The sequence below is a fragment of the Mycetocola spongiae genome (assembly GCF_020424085.1).
Taxonomy (GTDB): Bacteria; Actinomycetota; Actinomycetes; order Actinomycetales; family Microbacteriaceae; genus Mycetocola; species Mycetocola spongiae.
On sequence record NZ_CP080203.1, the window covers coordinates 2,655,851 to 2,674,498 of the forward strand.

The following is an 18,648-nucleotide window of genomic DNA, read 5'->3' on the forward strand; positions in this document are numbered from 1 at the left end:
GGGGGAAAAGATTCCCTTGACCCTAGGCGGGGGAGGCGACCACCCGCCGGGCACCCCGTCATGTGCTGTCATGTGTCGTCATGTGAGGTCATGCTTTTTCTCCCGCGGCGGTCTTGCGGTAGTAGCCTAGGGGCGCAAAAAACCGCGCACCGTAGTGCCACCCGGGGGTGGCTCTACGGTGCGCGGTAACGAGGGGAGGCTAGTCGGCCAGCTGGCGGCGGCCGTGGATCAGGCCCGAGACGGCGGCCACCACGGCAAATACGGCGGCGACGATCTGCATCGGCCCACCCAGGCTGAAGAGCGCAAGCGCGGCGGCGAACATCACGATGATCTCGACCAGCGAGCGGCCAAAAAGATCCAGGTGGAAAACCGCGCGCGGGGAGTTGAACAGCGCCCAGATCAGGATGACCAGCGCGGGGGCGGCGATACCCACGCCGATATTCCACGGGAACGGCCAGGAGAAAATACCCCACATTGCCACGGCCGCAATCGCGACGAGCTCGAGGAAAAAGCGGAGGATATCGTTGGGCCCAAACCGGGGGCGTGAGGTTGCGTCAGACACCCCTCCAGTCTAGGCGATGCCGACGCCCGGTCCGGTACGTGGGCGCGGGGCACCCGGTTTAGTCCAACGAGGGAAGACGCGCTCGGTTATGTTCGTTTGAGTTCAATAGGATAGACGCATGACGGACCATGATTTTGACGTTGCAGTTTCGTTCGCTGGAGAAGACCGTGCATATGTTGAAAGCGTAGTAAAAATTGTGAAGGATGCTGGATTTAAGGTTTTCTATGACGAAGACCAAAAAGTTGAATTTTGGGGCGAGGATCTCACCGAATATTTTCCGGATGTTTATGAGCGTCGATCACGTTATGTAGTGATGTTCATTTCAAAAAATTATGCGGTCAAACCTTGGGCTCGGTTAGAGCGGCGTAGTGTCCTAGCCCGCGCTCTAAACGAAAAAAAGAGTTACCTGCTTCCGGTACGAATTGATTCTACGAATCTTCCCGGTGTACGTGAAACAATTGGATATCTCGATGCACAGCTAGAAAAACCTGCTGAGGTCGCAACGGCAATTTGTAGAAAGCTGGGTGCTTCAGGCGTAGTCGAAGATGGTGCTCGTCTTTTTAACGGGAGGGTGCCTCGGACGGCGTCTGAACACGGGGTGCTGCTTGGAGAGCGTCCTCCCGCATGGGAGTATCTCTCTTTGGCATATCATCTTTTTAATAAAATGGAATTATTGCAGCGGCAATATGCTGATCATCGACTTGGTTTTGCGATACCTGATGTATTCCTCGCGGATGAAGATTTGGGCGAAACTGTTTCGCAGCAAGTCATCATCCCTAGCGCTATAGCAGATATGCTCGAATCGCTATTGCTAGGACCTGCACAGGAAGAGGCAACTGGTAAACCGGGGCAAGAGGGGAATCCGGCTCTGATCGAAAGCCTCGCCGAACGTGTTATCACACTTTACGAGAGACTTTTGAATTGGAAAGCAACAATGCTGTCATTTGCGGCCCAATCGGATGAAGGTCGAATGGTGATTAAAGCGATTTCAGCCTTTGCAGATCAACCTATTGAGGCGATGCATCGGTTTGTGTTTGATTATCGTGATCTCGCGGATGGGATTAGTCCTCGACTGTCTCAGGGAGAAAACATTTCGTTGACAGTGCCGCTTAAATTTGAGGTTCCTGAGTCAGTCTCCAATGAACGGAATCGTGCCTGGAAAGCTTTTCTGAGGAATCATGGTTAGTGGTTGTTCTAGGCAGATTCCTTTCAGGAGAGCGGAACAATAATTCACTTGAAGAACAGGTGCACAAAGCGTACCGTGTGTCGCTCTCTGACCCCGTGCAGAGTCGCCGTTTTATTTGGATAAGACGTCACCAAGTGATGAAGAGAGATCTGGTTTAAACAGGGGAGAGCTGAGAAACATTTTCGGTGCGTGTCGATCGGTCATTGGGGAAAGTGGAATTTCGATTTGTGCGTTAGTTCGTGGCTCACTGGCTTCATTCGAAATCCTCGCGCTTTTGCGGAGGTCTTTGCTTGGGCAGATCGCACCGCGTATATATGACGCGATTACATGTTTTGGCTTTTTCTCGCGCTGAGCCCAACATTTTCTTGACCTTTGACCGCCGCGGCGCGGCCTAGAGCGTATGGCCGAGCTTATAGCCCTCGTCTCGATCACCCTCGCGGGTATAGGAGAAGCCATCCGCGCCGATCGTGACCGCGAGCTCGCTCGGCTCATCACGATGAACCACCGGCTGCGGGTTGCCATCCAGGTCGAGGACCAGCGAGGCCTCGGTATACCAGGAGGGGACCACCGCGGTGCCCCACCAATCGCGGCGCTGGTTATCGTGCACATCCCAGGTGACCACCGGATTATCCGGGTCGCCCGTGTAATAGTCCTGGGTATAGATCTCCACGCGGTGACCATCCGGGTCCAGGAGATAGAGATAAAACGCATTCGAGACGCCGTGCCGGCCGGGGCCGCGCTCGATCAGATCGGATTTACGCAGGGCCCCGAGCTTGTCACAAATATAGAGAATATTATGCTTCTCGTGGGTGGAGAAGGCCACGTGATGCATGCGCGGGCCATCACCCCCGGTCATCGCCGTATCGTGCACCGTGGACTTCCGTCGCATCCACGCGGCATAGGTCACCCCGTTCTCGTCCTGGATATCCTCGGTTACCCGGAATCCCAGGTCCTCCATATAGCCGCGCGCCCGCTGCACATCCGGGGTCACCTGGTTAAAGTGATCCAGCCGCACGAGGGCCCCCGCGCCATAGAGGTCATAGCGCCAGGCCAGGCGCTCCACGTGCTCCACCTCGTGGAAAAACTCATAGGGGAACCCGAGCGGATCCACCACGCGCACCGAATCGCCGATGCCCCGCGTGAAGCCCCGCGGATTGCGCTCCACCCGGCAGCCCAGCTCCTCATAAAACGCCACCGCCCGATCCAGATCCTCGGGGGCGCGCACCCGATAGGAGAACGCGGCCACCGCGGCCACGGGGCCCAGGCGCAGCACCAGGTTATGGTGGATGAACTCCTCAAAGGAGCGCAGATAGATCTCGTTCTCGGTTTCCTCCGTGACCACCAGGCCGAGGATATCCACATAGAACTCGCGCGAGCGGGCGAGATCGGTGACCACCAGCTCCATATACGCGCAGCGCAGAATATCGGGAGGGGTCGCGGTAGGGGTATTAATACGTGTCATGATCATTTCCTCGTTGAAATTTTCGGGGTGGTTCTAGTGGGCGCCAAAGCGCGGGGTGTGTACCTCGCCCAGCGTGATATGAACGGCCTGCTGCTCGGTATAAAAATCGATCGAACGGTAGCCGCCCTCGTGCCCCAGCCCGGAGGCCTTCACGCCGCCAAACGGGGTGCGCAGGTCGCGCACGTTATGCGAGTTCAGCCATACCATTCCGGCGTCGATGGACTGCGCAAAATTATGGGCGCGGGTGAGATCGCTGGTCCAGACATAGGCGGCGAGCCCATAGCGCACGCCATTGGCCAGTTCCAGCGCCTCCTCCTCGGCATCAAAGGGAGTGATCGCCACGACCGGCCCAAAAATCTCCTCCTGGAAGATGCGGGCATCCGCTGAAACATCGGCAAATACCGTGGGGGCCACATAATTTCCCTCGGGCAGGTGCTCGGGGCGGCCGCCGCCGGCAAGCAGGCGACCCTCGGATTTGCCCAGCTCCACATAGCTCATGACCTTGGCAAAATGTTCGGGATGCACCAGCGCCCCCACCTCGGTCCGCGGATCCTGCGGATCGCCCACCACAATCGCGCGGGCGCGCTCGGCAAAGCGCTCGATAAACGCGTCATAGACCGGGCGCTCCACGAGGATGCGGCTGCCCGCGGTGCAGCGCTCGCCGTTCAGGGAAAACACCCCAAAAAGAGTGGAATCCAGGGCCGCATCCAGGTCGGCATCGGCAAAGATGATCGCGGGGGACTTGCCCCCCAGCTCCATCGACATGCCCTTAAGATACGGCGCGCAATTGGCGAAGATCAGCTGCCCCGTGCGGCTCTCCCCCGTGAAGGAGATCAGCGGCACGTCCGGGTGCTTCACAAGCGCATCCCCGGCCTCCTCGCCGATGCCGTTGACGAGGTTAAATACGCCGCGCGGCAGCCCGGCCTCCTCAAAGATCCCCGCCCAGAGGCTGGCCGAGAGCGGGGTGAACTCCGCGGGCTTCAGCACCACGGTGCAGCCCGAGGCCAGCGCCGGGGCGAGCTTCCAGCTCTCCAGCATGAACGGCGTATTCCACGGCGTGATCAGCCCCGCGACACCCGTGGGCTTGCGATTAACATAGTTGATCTGGCGGCCGGGCACCCGATAGGCATCATCGGCCTGGGCCACGATCAGATCGGCAAAAAACCGGAAGTTCTCGGCGGCGCGCTGGGCCTGGCCCAGCGCCTGGGTGATCGGCAGCCCCGAGTCGAAGGATTCCAGCTCGGCGAGGCGCGCATCCTGGGCCTCCACCAGATCGGCGATGCGGTTAAGTACCCGGGCGCGGGCGCGCGGCTGCATGCCCGGCCAGAGCCCCGTGGTGAACGCCCGGGTGGCAGCGGCAACCGCAAGATCGATATCGGCGGACTGGCCGGCGGACGCCCGGGCATAAACGGTATTGGCCACGGGCTCAAGAACCTCAAAGGTCTCGCCGCCCACGCTGTCCACAAAGGAACCGTCGATATAGTGCCGAATGGTCGAGGGCAGGCCCTCGGGAACGTGATGTGTCATCGTTGACTCTTTCCTTCACTGGGGGGCTTCTGGTGCGATTGATGCGCAAGCATCGCGTCGAGGGTCGCGGTGCGGTGGGCCCGCACCACCCGCTCGATATCCTCCGCATCGGCGGCGGTCTCGATTAACCGCAGGATCTGTTCGTGCTCGTCCACCGATTCGCGGGCGCGGCCCGGCACAAAGCTAAACGTGGAGTGGCGCAGCACGGCCATCCGATTCCAGCCGCGGTGCACGAGGTCGAGAATATGCGGGTTGGGGCATGCGGTGAAGATCGCGGAGTGGAACTCCTGGTTCAGCGCGGTAAAAAGCTGCGGGTCAAAATTATTCAGGCTCTCGATCATCCGGGCGTTGATCGCGCGGGCGCGGGCAATATCCTGCGCGTCGATATACGGGGCCGAGAGCGAGGTGGCGGCGCCCTCGATGATCGCGAGGGTCTGCATCGTATGCAGGTATTCGGTCTCCTCCACGAGGGCCACCTGCGCGCCCACGTTTCGCTCGAAGGTCACAAGCCCCTGCGCCTCGAGGCGACGGATCGCCTCGCGCACGGGCACCACGCTGATATCCAGTTCCTCCGCGATCTTGCCCAGCACGAGCCGGAAGCCGGGCACATAGCGACCGTCGTTAATGCGTTCCAGGATCCAGTCATAGGCCCGCTGGGACTTGCTGAGCGCCGGGGCGGGGGAGGAGGGGAGATTATCGGGGGTCATTTTGTGCCTTCCAGGCCTGATAGGCCGCGCGCCACGCGGCATTCATCGGATACAGTCCGTCTACACTCTCACCCTCGGCGACCCGGGCGGCAATAAAAACCTCCTCCGCCTCCTGTTCCAGGGCATCCGCGACCACCTCGGCCACAAGAAACGGGGGGATCACGATGACACCATCGGAGTCGCCCACGATGACGTCCCCGGGCTGGACCGAGGCCCCGCCGCAGGCGATTGTGATATCGGTATCCCAGGGCACATGGCGGCGGCCCAGCACCGCCGGATGGCCCCCGTTGTGATAGGTGGGGATATCCAGCGCGGCCACGAGGGCGAGATCGCGCACGCCGCCATCGGTCACGATCCCCGCTGCCCCGCGCACCTGGGCGCGCAGCGCGAGAATATCGCCGATGGTGCCGGTGCCGGTCTCGCCGCGGGCCTCGATCACCAGCACATCGCCGGGGTTGAGGCCGTCCACCGCGCGTTTTTGGGCGTTATAGCCGCCGCCGTGGGCGGCAAAGAGATCCTCGCGCTGGGGGATGAAGCGCAGCGTGCGGGCGCGGCCGAGCAGGCGGGCCTCGGGGCGGGTGGGGCGCGGGCCGTCGATCGAGACGGCGTTATAGCCGCGGCGGCGCAGCTGGGCGCTGAGCGTGGCCACCCCCACCGAGTTGATCCGTTCGGCGAGCTCCGGGGTGAGGATAAACGGGGCGGGTGCGGTATCCAGCCCCGCTGCCTCGCGCGAACCCCAGGCCTCGGCGCGCTGGTTGTCGTCCACGACGGGGCCCAGGCCAAACTCGCCAAAGGCATCGGTGCCCGCGATCACGGTGGTGCGCAGGCGGCCGGTGCCCGGGGAGCCCTCCGCAGTGGGCGCATCCACCTCCACCTCGATGACATCACCGGGGGCGGCCACCGAGGAGCCCGCGGGGGTTCCGGTGAGGATAACGTCCCCGGGTTCCAGCGTCATCAGCTGGGAGAGATCGGCGATCAGCTGGCCAAACGGAAAGAGCAGACCCGCGGTGGTGTCCTCCTGCACCAGCTCGCCGTTTTTCCAGGTGCGCACGCGCAGCGTGGCCGGGTCGAGCCCGGCGGCAGCCAGGGCCACGGGCCCGAGGGGGGTGAAACCATCGCCGCCCTTGGAGCGCACATTGGAGCCCTTATCGGCGGCCCGCAGATCGTAGATGCCAAAATCATTGGCGGCGGTCACGGCGGATACGGCGGCCCAGCCCTCGGCCACACCCACGCGGCGGGTGCGGCGGCCGATGATCAGCGCGATCTCCCCCTCGAAGGCGAGTAGCTCGGTGCCGGCGGGGCGGGTGATCGTGGACTCGCCGATCGTGACCGAGGAGGCGGGCTTGAGGAAATAGCTGGGGAAGTCGGGAGTGCGCCCGCGCTGTTCGGCCCGCGAACGGTAGTTCAGGTGGACGGCAATGATCTTGCCGGGGGCGGTGGGTACCGCGGTGCTTATGCTGCCGGGCATCGTGACCTCCTCGTCTCGGAATGCGTATATTCCAAATGATATACGATCTGGATAATCTCGCAAGGGGTCGCCGGGGCGGATCGTCCCACGAGACCCCGAGCCCCGGGATCTCGCGGTGAAAACCGGCGGGTGCCGCGGGGCGCGGGCTCGCGGGGTGGCCAAAAAATTTATTTGACGTACATCAGAAGTCGTATACGATGACGCTAGAGAACCGTGCCCCTCCCGGAATCGCCGGGTTCTGCGCGGATCTTCCTCGACGACAAGGGAGTCAAGAGATGTCTGTTGCAGCCAAAAAAGCGTCCCCACGCTATTCCAATGATCATCGCCGGGTGGCCCTGGCCACCGTGATCGGCACCACGATCGAGTGGTACGATTTTTTCCTCTACGCCAGCGCCGCGGGCCTGGTGTTCTCGCACCTGTTTTTTGAGCCGATGGGCAAGGATCTGGCGATTCTTGTCTCCTTCGCCACGGTGGGTGTGAGCTTCCTCTTCCGCCCGATCGGCGCCGCGCTCGCGGGGCACTTCGGCGACCGGATCGGCCGCCGAGCGATGCTGGTAATCACGCTGATTGCCATGGGCACCGCCACCACGCTGATCGGCGTCCTGCCCACATATGCCCAGGTGGGCATAGCCGCGCCGCTGCTGCTGATTCTGCTGCGGATCGTGCAGGGCCTGTCCACGGGAGGCGAGTGGGGCGGGGCCGCCCTGATGGCCGTGGAGCACGCACCCGAGGGAAAGCGCGGCCGCTATGGCGCGTTCCCGCAGATCGGTGTGCCGCTGGGCCTGCTGCTCGCATCGGGCGTCCTCGCCCTGATGACCGGCGTGATCTCGCCCGGCGAGGCGTTCCTGGAATGGGGATGGCGGATCCCGTTCCTGCTCAGCTTTATCCTGATCATCGTGGGCTTTATCGTGCGCCACCGCGTGGATGAGTCCCCGGTATTTAAGGAGATCGCGCAGCGCAAGGAGCAGACCCGCGTGCCGATCGTGCAGCTCTTTAAAAACCACTGGCTTCTGGTGATCCTGGCCGCACTGACCTTCGCCGGTAATAACGCCGCCGGATATATGACCACGGGCGGATATATCCAAAACTATGCCACCAACCCGGAGGGCCCGGTGGGGCTCGAGCGCACCCCGGTGCTGCTCGCGGTGACCGGCTCCGCGGTGATCTGGCTGATCTTCACATGGATTGCGGGCAGCGTCTCGGATAAAATCGGGCGCCGCAATACCTATATCATCGGCTGGACCCTGCAGCTGGGCACCGTATTCCTGCTGTTCCCCCTCGTGAATACCGGCAATATCTGGTTCCTCTTCCTGGGCCTATCGCTGTTTACGATGGGCAACGGGTTTAGTTATGGCCAGCAGGCGGCCTTCTTCGCCGAGCTTTTCCCCGCGTCGATTCGCTATTCCGGGGTCTCGATCACGTATGCGCTCGGCGCGATCCTCGGCGGCGCATTTGCCCCGATGATCTCCACGTGGCTGGTTCAGCGCACCGGCACCACCTTCTCGGTCACGCTCTATCTGGCGATTCTCACGCTGATCGCATTTGCCGCCACGCTGCTGCTGCGCGACCGCACCAATATCCCCCTCGGACCCGATCACGAGGAGGAACAGACCACCGGGCAGATCTACGGCATGGCCTCCTAGACCCCGGCGGCGGCCGCGCGCGGGGGTGCGCGGCCCTGGGCCCGGCCGATCCGGCCTCGATAAGGCGGATCGGCCGGGCCCCTATGCGTGCCGGGCGGCGCTATTAACCCGGTAGATCTCCTCCTGGAAGGGGGCGGTCACCGTGGGGGACACCCGGCAATCCAGGAGATATACACCCTCCTGGCCCGAGGCCAGCCACGCGTGTACAGCGTCCAGGTCCTCAAGCGTATGGATGATATCGCCGCGCGCGCCGAGCGAGCGCGCGATCCCCGCGAAGTCCACCCCGCCGATCCGCATCGGCCCGGGGTTGAGGCCCATCCGCCCGTATACGTGCACCTCGGCTCCATAGGCGGCATCGTTCCACACCACGATAACCCCGCGCCGGGTGGCCCGGATCACGGAGTCCAGATCGGCCAGCGCCATCAGGCCGCCGCCATCCCCTGTATGCAGCACCAGGGTGGCCTCGGGCCGGGCCCGGGCCACCCCCACGGCGCTGGGGAACCCCAGTCCTATCGACTGATACGCGGTGCCCACCATGATCTGGCGATCGGGGGAGGACACGTCAAAATAGGTATTGGCCCAGCCGATGAAATGGCCGCCGTCGGTGGCCGAGACGCGGTCCGCGGGCAGGATCCGATTCAGCCGCGCGGCCACCGAGCGCGGGTCCAGCAGGCCATCGGCCAGGACGCCGCGCCCCTCCGCGCGCGCCCGAAACTCGGCGCTCTCCAGATCGGGGGCGTCGCCGCCCCAGCGCGCGGGAAGCGCGCGCTGCTCGCCGCGGATCGCGCGCAGCAGCGCCTCGGCGGAGAGCCGGGCATCGGCGATCAGGGAGTCGTCCACGCGGGGATGGGGGCGGGCCCGATCATCGATGCGCAGCACGCGCGCCTCGGGCCCGAGCACGGAGCCAAAGCCCAGCGTGAACTGGTTCATTCCGGCACCCACCACGAGCACCACGTCCGCGCGCGCGGCCAGCGCCATCGCGGCCTCCTGGCCAAAACCGCCACATACCCCGAGGTCTCCCGAGGCATCGGCAAAGAGCCCGCGCGCGAGCGCCGTTGTGGTGGTGAGGGCGCCGAGTGATGCCGCGAGCTCCGTGAGGGCCGGCCCGGCCCCGGAGACCCAGGCCCCGCGCCCGGCGAGGATCAGCGGCCGCGCGGCCCCGCGCAGCGCGTGCGCATATTCGGCGATCCGGGCCGGATCGGGCGCGGGCGCGTCCGGCGCACGGCGGGGCAGCGGGTCCGCGCCGCCCGCGGCGGCGGGAGCCTCCACCAGGTCATAGGGAATCGCGAGGATCACCGCGGTGCGCTCGCTCAGCGCCCGCGCGACCGCCTCGTGGGTGCACTCCGCGGCGTTCTCGGCGGTCACCGTGATGGTGCTCACGCCGAGCGCCGCGGCCAGCGCCACTTGATCGATATCCCAGGGCCGCGGCCCGCTGCCGGGGGCATCCCCCGCCACGAGGACCACGGGGATCCCCGCCTGCGCGGCCTCGGCCAGCGCGGTGGCGGTATTGCTGAAGCCCGCGCCATAGGTGACGGTGCCCGCGGCGAGGCGTCCGCAGGCGCGATAATAGCCGTCCGCGGCGGCCACCGCCGCGGCCTCGTGGCGCACCGCTGTAAACGCGGTTTCGCCCTCCAGCAGGGCGTTCAGGAAATGGGCGTTTCCGTTGCCCATCACCCCAAATACCTCGGAGACATGGGTGGAGAGGGTGCGCGCGATCAGCGCCGATACTGAGGTCATGGGTATTCCTTTGCAAGACAGATAGCGGTGATTAATCCGTATATGTCTCGCAGCAAGACTCCCGGTCCCGCTGTTTCGTGTCCCTTTTTCGAACACAACGGCGCCGATGCCGTCGAACAGTGTTGATGCGTGAACTCCCACCCTAATAGCTGGGGCGGATGTCCCTCCCCGATTCGGCGGGGACGTGATGGAGGGCCGCGAGGGCCTCGGTGGAGCGGGCGAGCAGCGCCACATCGGCGCCCACCAGGATAAACGTGGCACCGGCCTCCCGATAGCGCCGCGCGATTTCGGGATCAAAGGCGTTGACCCCGGCCGGTTTGCCCGCGGCCCGGGTGCGGCGGATGCCGTGTTCCACCGCGGCGATCACCTCGGGATGGTTTTGCTGCCCGAGGTGGCCCAGCGAGGCGGCCAGATCGGAGGGGCCCAAAAAGACGCCGTCCACGCCGTCCACCGCGGCGATGGCATCGATATTGCGCACCGCCTCGGCGGTCTCCACCTGCACAAAGAGCGAGACCAGTTCGTGGGCGCGGGCGAGATAGTCCTCGACCCGGTTCCAACGGCTGGCCCGGGCCAGGGCCGAGCCCACGCCGCGCACGCCGAGCGGGGGATAGCGCATCGCGGAGACCGCGGCGCGGGCCTGCTCGGCGGTATCCACCATCGGCACAAGAATATTCTGCGCGCCCAGGTCCAGGGTCTGCTTAATCAGCACGGTATCTCCCGCCGCCACCCGCACCATAGCGGGGGTAGCGGAGGCCGCCACGGCCTGCAGCTGGGCCTGCAGGGATTCCAGGCCATTGGGGGAGTGTTCGGAATCGATCAGGAGCCAGTCGAGGCCCGCGCCCGCGCAGATCTCGGCGATCAGCGGGCTGCCCGAGCAAATCCACATGCCGTGCAGCGGGTGCGCGGAGCCGGCCAGCGCCTCGGCAAACGTGGGCGCTACTCGAAACGACATGTGATCGTCCCCAGCGTTCCATAATCGGCCGATACGGTATCGCCGCGTTCAACCCACATCGGCCGGGTAAAGGAGCCGGCGAGGATCACCTCGCCCGCCTCCAGTCGGCCGCCGTGCTGGGCGAGCTTATTGGCGAGCCAGGCCACGCCCGAGGCCGGGTGGTTCAGCACTGCCGCGGCCACGCCCGTTTCCTCGATCTCCTGATTGCGATAGAGCAGCGCGGAGACCCAGCGCAGGTCCACGGCATCCACCGCGACGGGGGTGCCGCCCAGAACGATCCCGCCAAGAGCGGCGTTATCGGCGATGGTATCCACGATTGTGCGCCCGGTCATCTCGATGCGCGAGCTGAGGATCTCCAGCGCGGGCATCACATAGGCGGTGGCGTCGAGCACCTGCCAGAGCGTGACGTGTGGGCCCTCGAGGGGTTCGCGCAGGATAAACGCGAGCTCCACCTCGATCCGCACATTGGAGAAGGAATCGAAGGGAATGCGTGCGCCGTTCTCGTGCACCATATCGGCGAAGATCACGCCATAATCGGGCTCGGTGATCCCCGTGGCCACCTGCATCACCCGGGAGGTCAGCCCAATCTTGCGCCCGATCACGCGATGGCCGGCCTCGATGCGCCGCCGCTTCCAGAGCGTTTGCACCGCATAGGAGTCCTCAACCTCCATGCCCGGATAGCGGGTATTCAGCAGCGGCACGGTGGCGCGCGAGCGGTCGGCTCCGAGGAGCTCATCGGCGATCTCGGTGATCTGTTCGGGGCTCAGCACTGAGCACACCTCTTTTCGTGTTCATCGGGGACGGGAACACCCGTATCTGTGATCGTATACGATGTGCGCGGGGTCGTCCAGGGTCCGGCCCGCATTGCCTATGCGTGCGCCATACCCGTTCCCGCGCAGACAAGGAGTGTTCACTCGCGGGCAAGCGTGCCCCGAACGCGGGGCGTAGCGTGGGATTCCCGGGGCTGCGCAGCGGCGCGCGGCGCGGGAGAAAAGGGATTCTGTGATGACCACATCGGTACAGTCCACCCCGGCCGAGCGCCGGGTCATTATCGTGGGGGCGGGCTCCGCGGGTTCCGTCCTGGCGCGGAGGCTGCTGGACGCGGGCCATCACGTGGTCCTGCTGGAGGCCGGCGGCCCGGATAGCAACCCCGATATCCACGATCTCTCCCGGATGGGCGCGCTCTGGGAATCCGAGGACGACTGGAATTATCGCACCGTCCCGCAGGCCCACGCCCGCGGCCTGCGCATGCAACTGCCGCGCGGCCGGGTGCTGGGTGGCTCGCACTCCCTGAACGCGGCGATCTGGGTGCGCTGCCAGCCCGCCGATTTTGACCGCTGGGAGGCCCGGGGCGCCACCGGCTGGGGCTGGGAGAGCATCGAGCCGCTCTATCGGCGGATCGAAAACTGGGACGGCCCCGCCGATCCCCGCCGCGGCTTCGCGGGGCCGCAGGACGTGACCACAAAATACCCACACTCGGCGCTGGCACACTCGATCCACGACGCGGCACTGGCCTGGGGCCTGCCCGCCACCGCCGACTATAACGTGGGCGATCCGGAGGGGGTGTCCTGGGAGCAGCTCACCCTGCGCGCGGGGAGGCGGCTCTCGAGCTATCGCGCATATCTGCACGAGGAGCGGGAAAATCCGCGGCTGGAAATCCACTGCCATACCTGGGTGCACCGCCTGCTGATCGAGGACGGCGCGGTGGTGGGTGTCTCCGCCGATACCGATCGGGGGCCGCGCGAGTTCCGGGCGCCGGAGGTGGTGTTATGCGCGGGGGCGCTGGATTCCCCGCGACTGCTGCTGCACTCGGGCATCGGCCCGGCCGGGGACCTGCGGCGGCTGGGCATCCCGGTATTGCAAGATCTGCCCGGGGTGGGAGAAAACCTGCACGATCATCTCCTGGTGCCCGTGATCTTTGAGACCTCCCGGGCCGTGGGCGAACCGATCTCGGGGGTCCCGGTGAGCCAGGTGCACTGGTTCTGGCGCAGCCGCCCCGGGCTCGAGGTGCCCGATACTCAGCCGCTGGCTTTTCACCGGCCGATGGTGCAGGAGGGCATGAGCGCGCCCGAGCACGGATTCTCCCTGATGGCCGGGCTGATCACCCCGTATAGCCGCGGCCGGGTCACGCTCGCCTCGGCCGATCCGCGCGAGCCCGTGCTGATCGATCCCAATGTGTTGGCGGACCCGCGGGATACCGCCGCGCTGCTCGCCTCGCTGCGGCAGTGTCGCGAGATCGGTGCGCAGGATGCGCTGCTGCGGGACTGGGGTGCGCGCGAGATCTATCCGGGCCCGGAGGGCGAGGATGAGCGGGCGCTGGAGGAATATATGCGCCGCTATGTGACCACCTATCACCACCACGTGGGGACGTGCCGGATGGGGGTGGATGATCTGGCGGTGGTGGATCCCGAGCTGCGCGTATACGGGGTGCGTGGCCTGCGCATCGCGGATGCCTCGATCATGCCCACGATCACCTCGGGCAATACCAATGCGGTGGCGCTGCTGATCGGGGAGCGCGCCGCCGATCTGATGCTCGCCGAGGGCTAGCCGGGCGGGGCGTCCCCGTTCGCGCACGGCGCAGGGATCACGGGGACGCGCCCGCGCATTCTGGGTATATTTGAGGGCATGAGCACGCGCGAGATCACCGTCGAAAATTTTGAAACCACGATCACCGAGAACCCCATCGTCCTGGTGGATTTTTGGGCCGAGTGGTGTGGCCCGTGCCTCGCCTTTGCCCCGGTATTTGAGGGGGCCTCGGAGGCCCACCCGGACGTGGTATTTGGCAAGGTGGATACCGAGGCGCAGCGCGAACTGGCCGCGGGTTTTCAGATCACCTCGATCCCCACGCTCATGGCCTTCCGCGAGAATATCATCGTGTTTTCGCAGCCCGGCGCGCTGAATGCAGCCCAGCTGGACACCGTCTTGCTCGGGGTGAAGGCCCTGGATATGGACGATGTGCGCGCGCAGATCGCCGCCCAGGGCGCCGCCAATAACGGCGAATAGCCGCACCCCGAAGGGGCCCGGCCGCGCCGAGTGCGCGGCCGGGCCCCCGCTCGCTGAGCGACCGGGGCGGGGTGATCCCCGCCTATTCCCGGCCGTAATGCAGCCAGACCGCCTTGGTCTCGGTATAGGCGTCGAGGGCCTGCGGCCCCATCTCGCGGCCCCAGCCCGAGGCACGATAGCCGCCCCAGGGCGCCGCCATATCCGGGATCGGCGGCATATTCACAAAGACCGCACCCGCGCGGATGCCATTGGCCAGGCGTTGGCTGGTGGCGATATCCCGGGTCCACACCGTGGCGGCAAGCCCGTATTCGGTGTTATTGGCCCGCGCGATCACGGCATCAAGTTCCTCGGCTGCGTCATAGGCGGTCACGGCGAGCACGGGACCAAATACCTCCTCGTGCATGATGGCCATGTCATCCCGCACCCCGGTCAGGAGCGTGGGCTCAAAAAAATAGCCCGCGCCCGGGGCCCGCTGCCCGCCCGTGATCACCTCGGCGCCGGCGCGCAGGCCGCCGGCGACCAGGTCGCGCACATGGGTCAGGTGCCGCTCCGATACCAGCGGCCCCAGCTGGGTGCCCTCCTCGAGCCCGGGGCCCAGGCGCAGTGCCGCGAGGCCCGCGGCCATCTTGTCCACAAACTCGGCCTCGCGCGCGGCGTCCACATAAAACCGCGTATAGGCGGCGCACACCTGCCCGCTATTGAGGATCGCCCCGGCGAGGTTCCCCGCGACGGCGGCGTCGATATCGGCATCGGCCGCGATGATCGACGGGGCCTTCCCGCCGAGCTCCAGCGTGAGCCGCTTCAGATTGGAATCGGCCGCCGCCCGGGTGATGACGCGCCCCACCGCGGTGGAGCCGGTATAGGAGAGGTGGTCCACATCGGGATGCGCGGAGAGCAGCGCCCCGACCGCGCCATCCCCGGTGACCAGATTGATCACGCCCGGCGGGAAACCGGCGCGGACCGCAAGCTCCACGAGCCGCAGCGCGCTGAGCGGGGTCACCTCGGAGGGTTTAATCACCACGGTATTGCCCGTGGCCAGCGCCGGTGACAGCTTCCAGGACAGGATCATCAGGGGGAAGTTCCACGGCGTGATCAGCGCGTTCACCCCGATCGGCTCGCGCCGCGTATAGTGCAGCGTATCCGGATAGGAGATCGGATTGGTGCTGCCCTGAATCTTCGTGACCCAGCCGGCAAAATAGCGGAAGTGTTCGGCGGCGCCCGTCACCGAGACGGCGCGCGAGATCGCGAGCGGCTGGCCCTGATCGGTGGTTTCCAGCCGGGCGAGCTCCTCGGCGTTTTCCTCGATCAGATCGGCGAGGCGGAAGAGCAGGGCGGCGCGTTGCACGGGCAGCAGCCCGGCCCAGGCGGGGGCGGCGAGGGCGGCGCGGGCCGCGGCCACGGCGCCGTCCACCTCCGCGGGGGAGGCCGAGGCCACCCCGGTGATCACCTCCCCGGTGGCGGGATTCAGCGTGTTGATGGCGGCCGCCGAGCCGGGGACCCATTCGCCGTTGATAAAAAGTTGGGTGGTCATTGCAGCGCTCCCTTGCCTGAATATTGTGGATGCGGCGCGTGGGGGAGCCCGGGTTTCCCCGCGGTTCAGGGGCGTTCCTCGGCCTCCGCGACGCGTCCCGCGAGCCCATCCTGACACCGATATTCGGGCGCGGGCCGGATCGTGCGTTGCCGTCCAGTTCCTGCGCGGGCAGACAAGCCGCGGGCTAGCCGGGCGGCGCGGGAGCCGGATGCGGGGCGTTCAGCGCGAGCCGACGCAGGCCGCTCGGGGACTGGCCAAACTCGGCCCGAAAAACGCGGCTGAAATGCGCGGCATCCGGAAAACCCCAGCGCGCGGCCACCGCGGCGATGGGCTCGGCTGCCCGGGCGGGGGAGACCAGATCGCGGCGCGCATATTCCAGCCGCTGCGTGCGGATCCAGGAGGAGACGGTGGTGCCGCGCTCGTGGAAGAGCGCATGCAGATAGCGGGTTGACATAAAATGGGCCTCGGCGATGCTGGCCGGGCCCAGCCCCGCGACCCCCAGGTTGTCGGAGATGAACTCGAGGATCTGCCGCAGGAGCGCGTGCCGGGGGCTTTCGGCATCGCGCCGCGGGGCCCACTCATGGGAGAAGACGGTGGACACCAGATCCAGCGCATTATGGGCGAGCCGGCGGCCGGTCTCCCCGCCGAGCAGCTCAAAATGATCGGCGAGGCCGGATAGGAACGGCGTGATCAGCGCGGTGAGCTGAGACTCGGAACCCACCCGCACCGCCGTGAGGGTGGAGACCACCTCGGGCGGAAGCGCAAGAACGCGCGGCGGAAACATCACCACCAGCACCCGGAACGGGCCGGAAAACTCCAGCCGATACGGCCGGTCGGTCTCGTAGAGCGCGATATCTCCGGGACCCAGCACCGCCTCGCGCCCGGCCTGGCGCAGCGTGCCGGTGCCGCTGAGCTGCAGGCTGAGTTTATAAAACTGCCGGCGGGTGCGCCGGATGAGCTCGGGGGTGCGCTCGACCCGGTGTGGGCCCGCGGAGACCTCCGTGAAGTGGATGCCCTCGGTCTGGGCGCTGCGGATGCGGCCGCGGAACGCGTGCCCCTCGGGGCTGTCCACCCGCAGCGGCACAAAGGACGCGGAGACGGCATGGCGGAACTCGCTCAGCGTGAGATCCGGGGCTGCCCGCGGGGCAAGGCTGGTCACGATTCATCACCTCGGTGTGCGATCGACGGCGCGGCGGGCTGCCGCGATGCCGCGATGCTATCAGCCAGACCCTGGTGGCGTATGTATGCCTAGGGAAAAGCGACGCGGATTGCACGGGCCGCGGCGCTCAGCCTCTCGGCGATCTGCTCATCCCCCAGGGGTGTCCCGGCAAAGACCACGGCCAGTGCGGCGGGTGCGCTGCCGGGAATACGCAGCGGGACGGCGATGCTGGAGAGCCCCGCGATGACCTCGTCATGACTCGTGGCATAGCCGCTGCTGATCACTGCGTCCACCCCCGCTGCCCGCGGGATCCCCCCGGCCAGGAGGGTGTGCTCGGTGGCGGAGAGCGAGGCCTGGATCGCGTGCCCGGGGGCCCCCTCGGACAGCGGATGCCGGGTGCCCGGGCGCTGCGCCACGGTGGCCACCGCATGCCGCGGTTCCACGCTCAGCAGCGTGACCACCTCGGTGCGGTCGAGCACGGCGATAAATGTGGTCATCACCAGGTCCTCGGTGAGTGCGGTGAGCACCGGAAGCGCGGTGGCCTGCAGATCGCGGGAGACCCCGCGCGCGAGCGCCGCGAGTCCCAGGCCGGGGGCGAGCCTGCCCGCGTCATCCCGAGAGATCAGCGAGTGGTCCTCGAGGGTGCGCACGATGCGATAGGCCACCGAACGGTGCACCCCGAGGCGCTCGGCCAGGTCCCCGATCATGAGCGGGGCGGGGGACTCGGCCAGGATTTCGAGCGCACGAATCCCGCGGGAGAGGGTCTGGGAGCCCGGGCTGGACGGGGTGGCGGCGGTCACGGCTCCATTATGGGCCATGGCCGCGCGAATTGCGGGTGCGACGCTAGCGGAAAATGATCGTGCGGGCACCATCGAGCAGGATGCGATCCTCGGAGAACCAGCGCACGGCCTGGGTCAGGGTGCGGCTCTCCTCGTCCTGGCCGATCGAGATGAGCTGCTCGGGCGAGCGCGAGTGATCCACGCGCACCACGTTCTGCTCGATGATCGGGCCCTCGTCCAGATCGCTCGTGACAAAATGCGCGGTGGCACCGATCAGCTTTACGCCGCGCGCATGCGCCTGGCGATAGGGATTTGCCCCTTTAAAGCCGGGCAGGAAGGAGTGGTGAATATTAATGGCCTTACCCGCGAGCGCCGTGCACAGCTCGGGGGAGAGGATCTGCATATAGCGCGCCAGCACCACCAGCTCGATATCGTGCTCGGCCACGGCCTCCAGCACGCGCTCCTCAAATGCGGCCTTGCTCGCCGGATCGGTCACCGCGCGGGACTCAAACGGGACGCCATAAAACGCTGCCAGATCGGAAAGATCGGGGTGATTGGCGAGGACCAGCGGGATCTCCACGGGCAGCTGTCCCGCGCGCTGGCGGAAGAGCAGGTCGTTCACGCAGTGCGCGGCCTTGCTTGCCAGCACCAGGGTGCGCAGCGGGCGGCCCACCTCGTCGAGGGTCCAGGTCATGTCATAGTGAGCCGCGATCTCGCGCAGTGCCTCGGCAAATATGGACTGCTCGGTGAGGGACTCCACCTGTAGACGCATGAAAAAGCGGCCGGTATCGGCGCTCGAGAACTGCTGGCTCTCGGTGATATTTCCGCGCGCGGCCACGATCGCGCCGCTGATGGCGTGGACGATTCCGGGTCGATCGGCGCAGTTCAGCGTCATGACCCAGTGGTGCGGTGTGGCGGGGGCTTCGGAATTG

Annotated in this window: 16 protein-coding genes; 4 read left to right on the plus strand and 12 right to left on the minus strand. The window is 66.0% G+C overall.

The genetic code is table 11. From position 1 onward, the window contains the following. Positions 1-199 precede the first annotated feature (199 nt). Complete coding sequence (locus KXZ72_RS12210) at positions 200-562, minus strand: YrdB family protein (protein WP_226081206.1); 363 nt, start codon at positions 560-562, stop codon at positions 200-202. 118 nt (positions 563-680) lie between these two features. Here KXZ72_RS12210 and KXZ72_RS12215 point away from each other — a divergent pair, with 118 nt between their 5' ends. Then, a complete protein-coding gene (locus tag KXZ72_RS12215) occupies positions 681-1,748 on the plus strand; it encodes a toll/interleukin-1 receptor domain-containing protein (RefSeq protein ID WP_226081207.1) in 1,068 nt (355 codons plus the stop codon). A gap of 391 nt (positions 1,749-2,139) precedes the next feature. Here the strand turns inward: KXZ72_RS12215 and hpaD are convergent, their stop codons facing one another. Genes hpaD through KXZ72_RS12235 form a run of 4 tightly spaced genes read right to left on the minus strand, consistent with a single transcriptional unit; the run spans position 2,140 to position 6,912 of the window. Then, positions 2,140-3,210, minus strand: a complete 1,071-nt coding sequence (gene hpaD, locus KXZ72_RS12220; RefSeq protein WP_226081208.1) for a 3,4-dihydroxyphenylacetate 2,3-dioxygenase — start codon at positions 3,208-3,210, stop codon at positions 2,140-2,142. 33 nt (positions 3,211-3,243) lie between these two features. Further along, entirely contained in the window at positions 3,244-4,737 is a 1,494-nt protein-coding gene (hpaE, locus tag KXZ72_RS12225; protein WP_226081209.1) for a 5-carboxymethyl-2-hydroxymuconate semialdehyde dehydrogenase, read from the minus strand. Beyond that, a complete protein-coding gene (locus KXZ72_RS12230) occupies positions 4,734-5,444 on the minus strand; it encodes a GntR family transcriptional regulator (RefSeq protein WP_226081210.1) in 711 nt (236 codons plus the stop codon). Before KXZ72_RS12230 ends, hpaE begins: the two co-directional genes overlap by 4 nt. Then, positions 5,431-6,912 carry a fumarylacetoacetate hydrolase family protein gene (locus KXZ72_RS12235; protein WP_226081211.1) on the minus strand — a complete coding sequence of 494 codons (1,482 nt, stop codon included), beginning with the start codon at positions 6,910-6,912 and terminating at the stop codon, positions 5,431-5,433. The genes KXZ72_RS12230 and KXZ72_RS12235 overlap by 14 nt, the downstream gene beginning before the upstream one ends. Before the next feature lie 275 nt (positions 6,913-7,187). On the opposite strand from KXZ72_RS12235, the gene KXZ72_RS12240 reads away from it, so the two are divergent. Then, positions 7,188-8,555, plus strand: coding sequence for an MFS transporter (locus KXZ72_RS12240; protein WP_226081212.1), 1,368 nt, complete (start codon positions 7,188-7,190; stop codon positions 8,553-8,555). Between the two features lie 81 nt (positions 8,556-8,636). Here KXZ72_RS12240 and KXZ72_RS12245 read toward each other — a convergent pair whose 3' ends face one another. From KXZ72_RS12245 to hpaH, 3 genes are all read right to left on the minus strand, one after another. Further along, positions 8,637-10,292, minus strand: coding sequence for a thiamine pyrophosphate-binding protein (locus KXZ72_RS12245; RefSeq protein WP_226081213.1), 1,656 nt, complete (start codon positions 10,290-10,292; stop codon positions 8,637-8,639). A 142-nt stretch (positions 10,293-10,434) separates the two neighbouring features. Then, positions 10,435-11,244, minus strand: coding sequence for an HpcH/HpaI aldolase family protein (locus KXZ72_RS12250; RefSeq protein WP_226081214.1), 810 nt, complete (start codon positions 11,242-11,244; stop codon positions 10,435-10,437). Further along, positions 11,229-12,014, minus strand: coding sequence for a 2-oxo-hept-4-ene-1,7-dioate hydratase (gene hpaH / locus KXZ72_RS12255; RefSeq protein WP_226081215.1), 786 nt, complete (start codon positions 12,012-12,014; stop codon positions 11,229-11,231). Before hpaH ends, KXZ72_RS12250 begins: the two co-directional genes overlap by 16 nt. Before the next feature lie 235 nt (positions 12,015-12,249). Between hpaH and KXZ72_RS12260 the strand changes: the two genes are divergently transcribed. Continuing rightward, entirely contained in the window at positions 12,250-13,791 is a 1,542-nt protein-coding gene (locus tag KXZ72_RS12260; RefSeq protein ID WP_226081216.1) for a GMC family oxidoreductase, read from the plus strand. Positions 13,792-13,869: 78 nt separating this feature from the next. Then, positions 13,870-14,247, plus strand: coding sequence for a thioredoxin family protein (locus tag KXZ72_RS12265; protein WP_226081217.1), 378 nt, complete (start codon positions 13,870-13,872; stop codon positions 14,245-14,247). Positions 14,248-14,329: 82 nt separating this feature from the next. Here the strand turns inward: KXZ72_RS12265 and KXZ72_RS12270 are convergent, their stop codons facing one another. The 4 genes from KXZ72_RS12270 to purU all read right to left on the minus strand — a co-directional run bounded on the left by KXZ72_RS12270 (position 14,330) and on the right by purU (position 18,611). After that, a complete protein-coding gene (locus KXZ72_RS12270; protein WP_226081218.1) occupies positions 14,330-15,778 on the minus strand; it encodes an aldehyde dehydrogenase family protein in 1,449 nt (482 codons plus the stop codon). A gap of 184 nt (positions 15,779-15,962) precedes the next feature. Further along, complete coding sequence (locus KXZ72_RS12275) at positions 15,963-16,937, minus strand: AraC-like ligand-binding domain-containing protein (protein ID WP_226081219.1); 975 nt, start codon at positions 16,935-16,937, stop codon at positions 15,963-15,965. Positions 16,938-17,026: 89 nt separating this feature from the next. Beyond that, positions 17,027-17,755 (minus strand): IclR family transcriptional regulator, encoded by a 729-nt coding sequence (locus tag KXZ72_RS12280; RefSeq protein WP_226081220.1) that lies wholly within the window; start codon positions 17,753-17,755, stop codon positions 17,027-17,029. A gap of 25 nt (positions 17,756-17,780) precedes the next feature. Next, positions 17,781-18,611: a formyltetrahydrofolate deformylase gene (gene purU, locus KXZ72_RS12285; protein WP_226083524.1), complete on the minus strand. Its 831-nt coding sequence runs from the start codon at positions 18,609-18,611 to the stop codon at positions 17,781-17,783. Positions 18,612-18,648 lie beyond the last annotated feature (37 nt).

Bases quoted from the DNA above. Each gene is read 5' to 3' on its own strand.
- KXZ72_RS12215 (WP_226081207.1), top strand. From the start codon at position 681: ATGACGGACCATGATTTTGACGTTGCAGTTTCGTTCGCTGGAGAAGAC.
- hpaD (WP_226081208.1), bottom strand. From the start codon at position 3,210: ATGACACGTATTAATACCCCTACCGCGACCCCTCCCGATATTCTGCGC.
- hpaE (WP_226081209.1), bottom strand. From the start codon at position 4,737: ATGACACATCACGTTCCCGAGGGCCTGCCCTCGACCATTCGGCACTAT.
- KXZ72_RS12230 (WP_226081210.1), bottom strand. From the start codon at position 5,444: ATGACCCCCGATAATCTCCCCTCCTCCCCCGCCCCGGCGCTCAGCAAG.
- KXZ72_RS12235 (WP_226081211.1), bottom strand. From the start codon at position 6,912: ATGCCCGGCAGCATAAGCACCGCGGTACCCACCGCCCCCGGCAAGATC.
- KXZ72_RS12240 (WP_226081212.1), top strand. From the start codon at position 7,188: ATGTCTGTTGCAGCCAAAAAAGCGTCCCCACGCTATTCCAATGATCAT.
- KXZ72_RS12245 (WP_226081213.1), bottom strand. From the start codon at position 10,292: ATGACCTCAGTATCGGCGCTGATCGCGCGCACCCTCTCCACCCATGTC.
- KXZ72_RS12250 (WP_226081214.1), bottom strand. From the start codon at position 11,244: ATGTCGTTTCGAGTAGCGCCCACGTTTGCCGAGGCGCTGGCCGGCTCC.
- KXZ72_RS12260 (WP_226081216.1), top strand. From the start codon at position 12,250: ATGACCACATCGGTACAGTCCACCCCGGCCGAGCGCCGGGTCATTATC.
- KXZ72_RS12265 (WP_226081217.1), top strand. From the start codon at position 13,870: ATGAGCACGCGCGAGATCACCGTCGAAAATTTTGAAACCACGATCACC.
- KXZ72_RS12270 (WP_226081218.1), bottom strand. From the start codon at position 15,778: ATGACCACCCAACTTTTTATCAACGGCGAATGGGTCCCCGGCTCGGCG.
- KXZ72_RS12280 (WP_226081220.1), bottom strand. From the start codon at position 17,755: ATGGCCCATAATGGAGCCGTGACCGCCGCCACCCCGTCCAGCCCGGGC.
- purU (WP_226083524.1), bottom strand. From the start codon at position 18,611: ATGACGCTGAACTGCGCCGATCGACCCGGAATCGTCCACGCCATCAGC.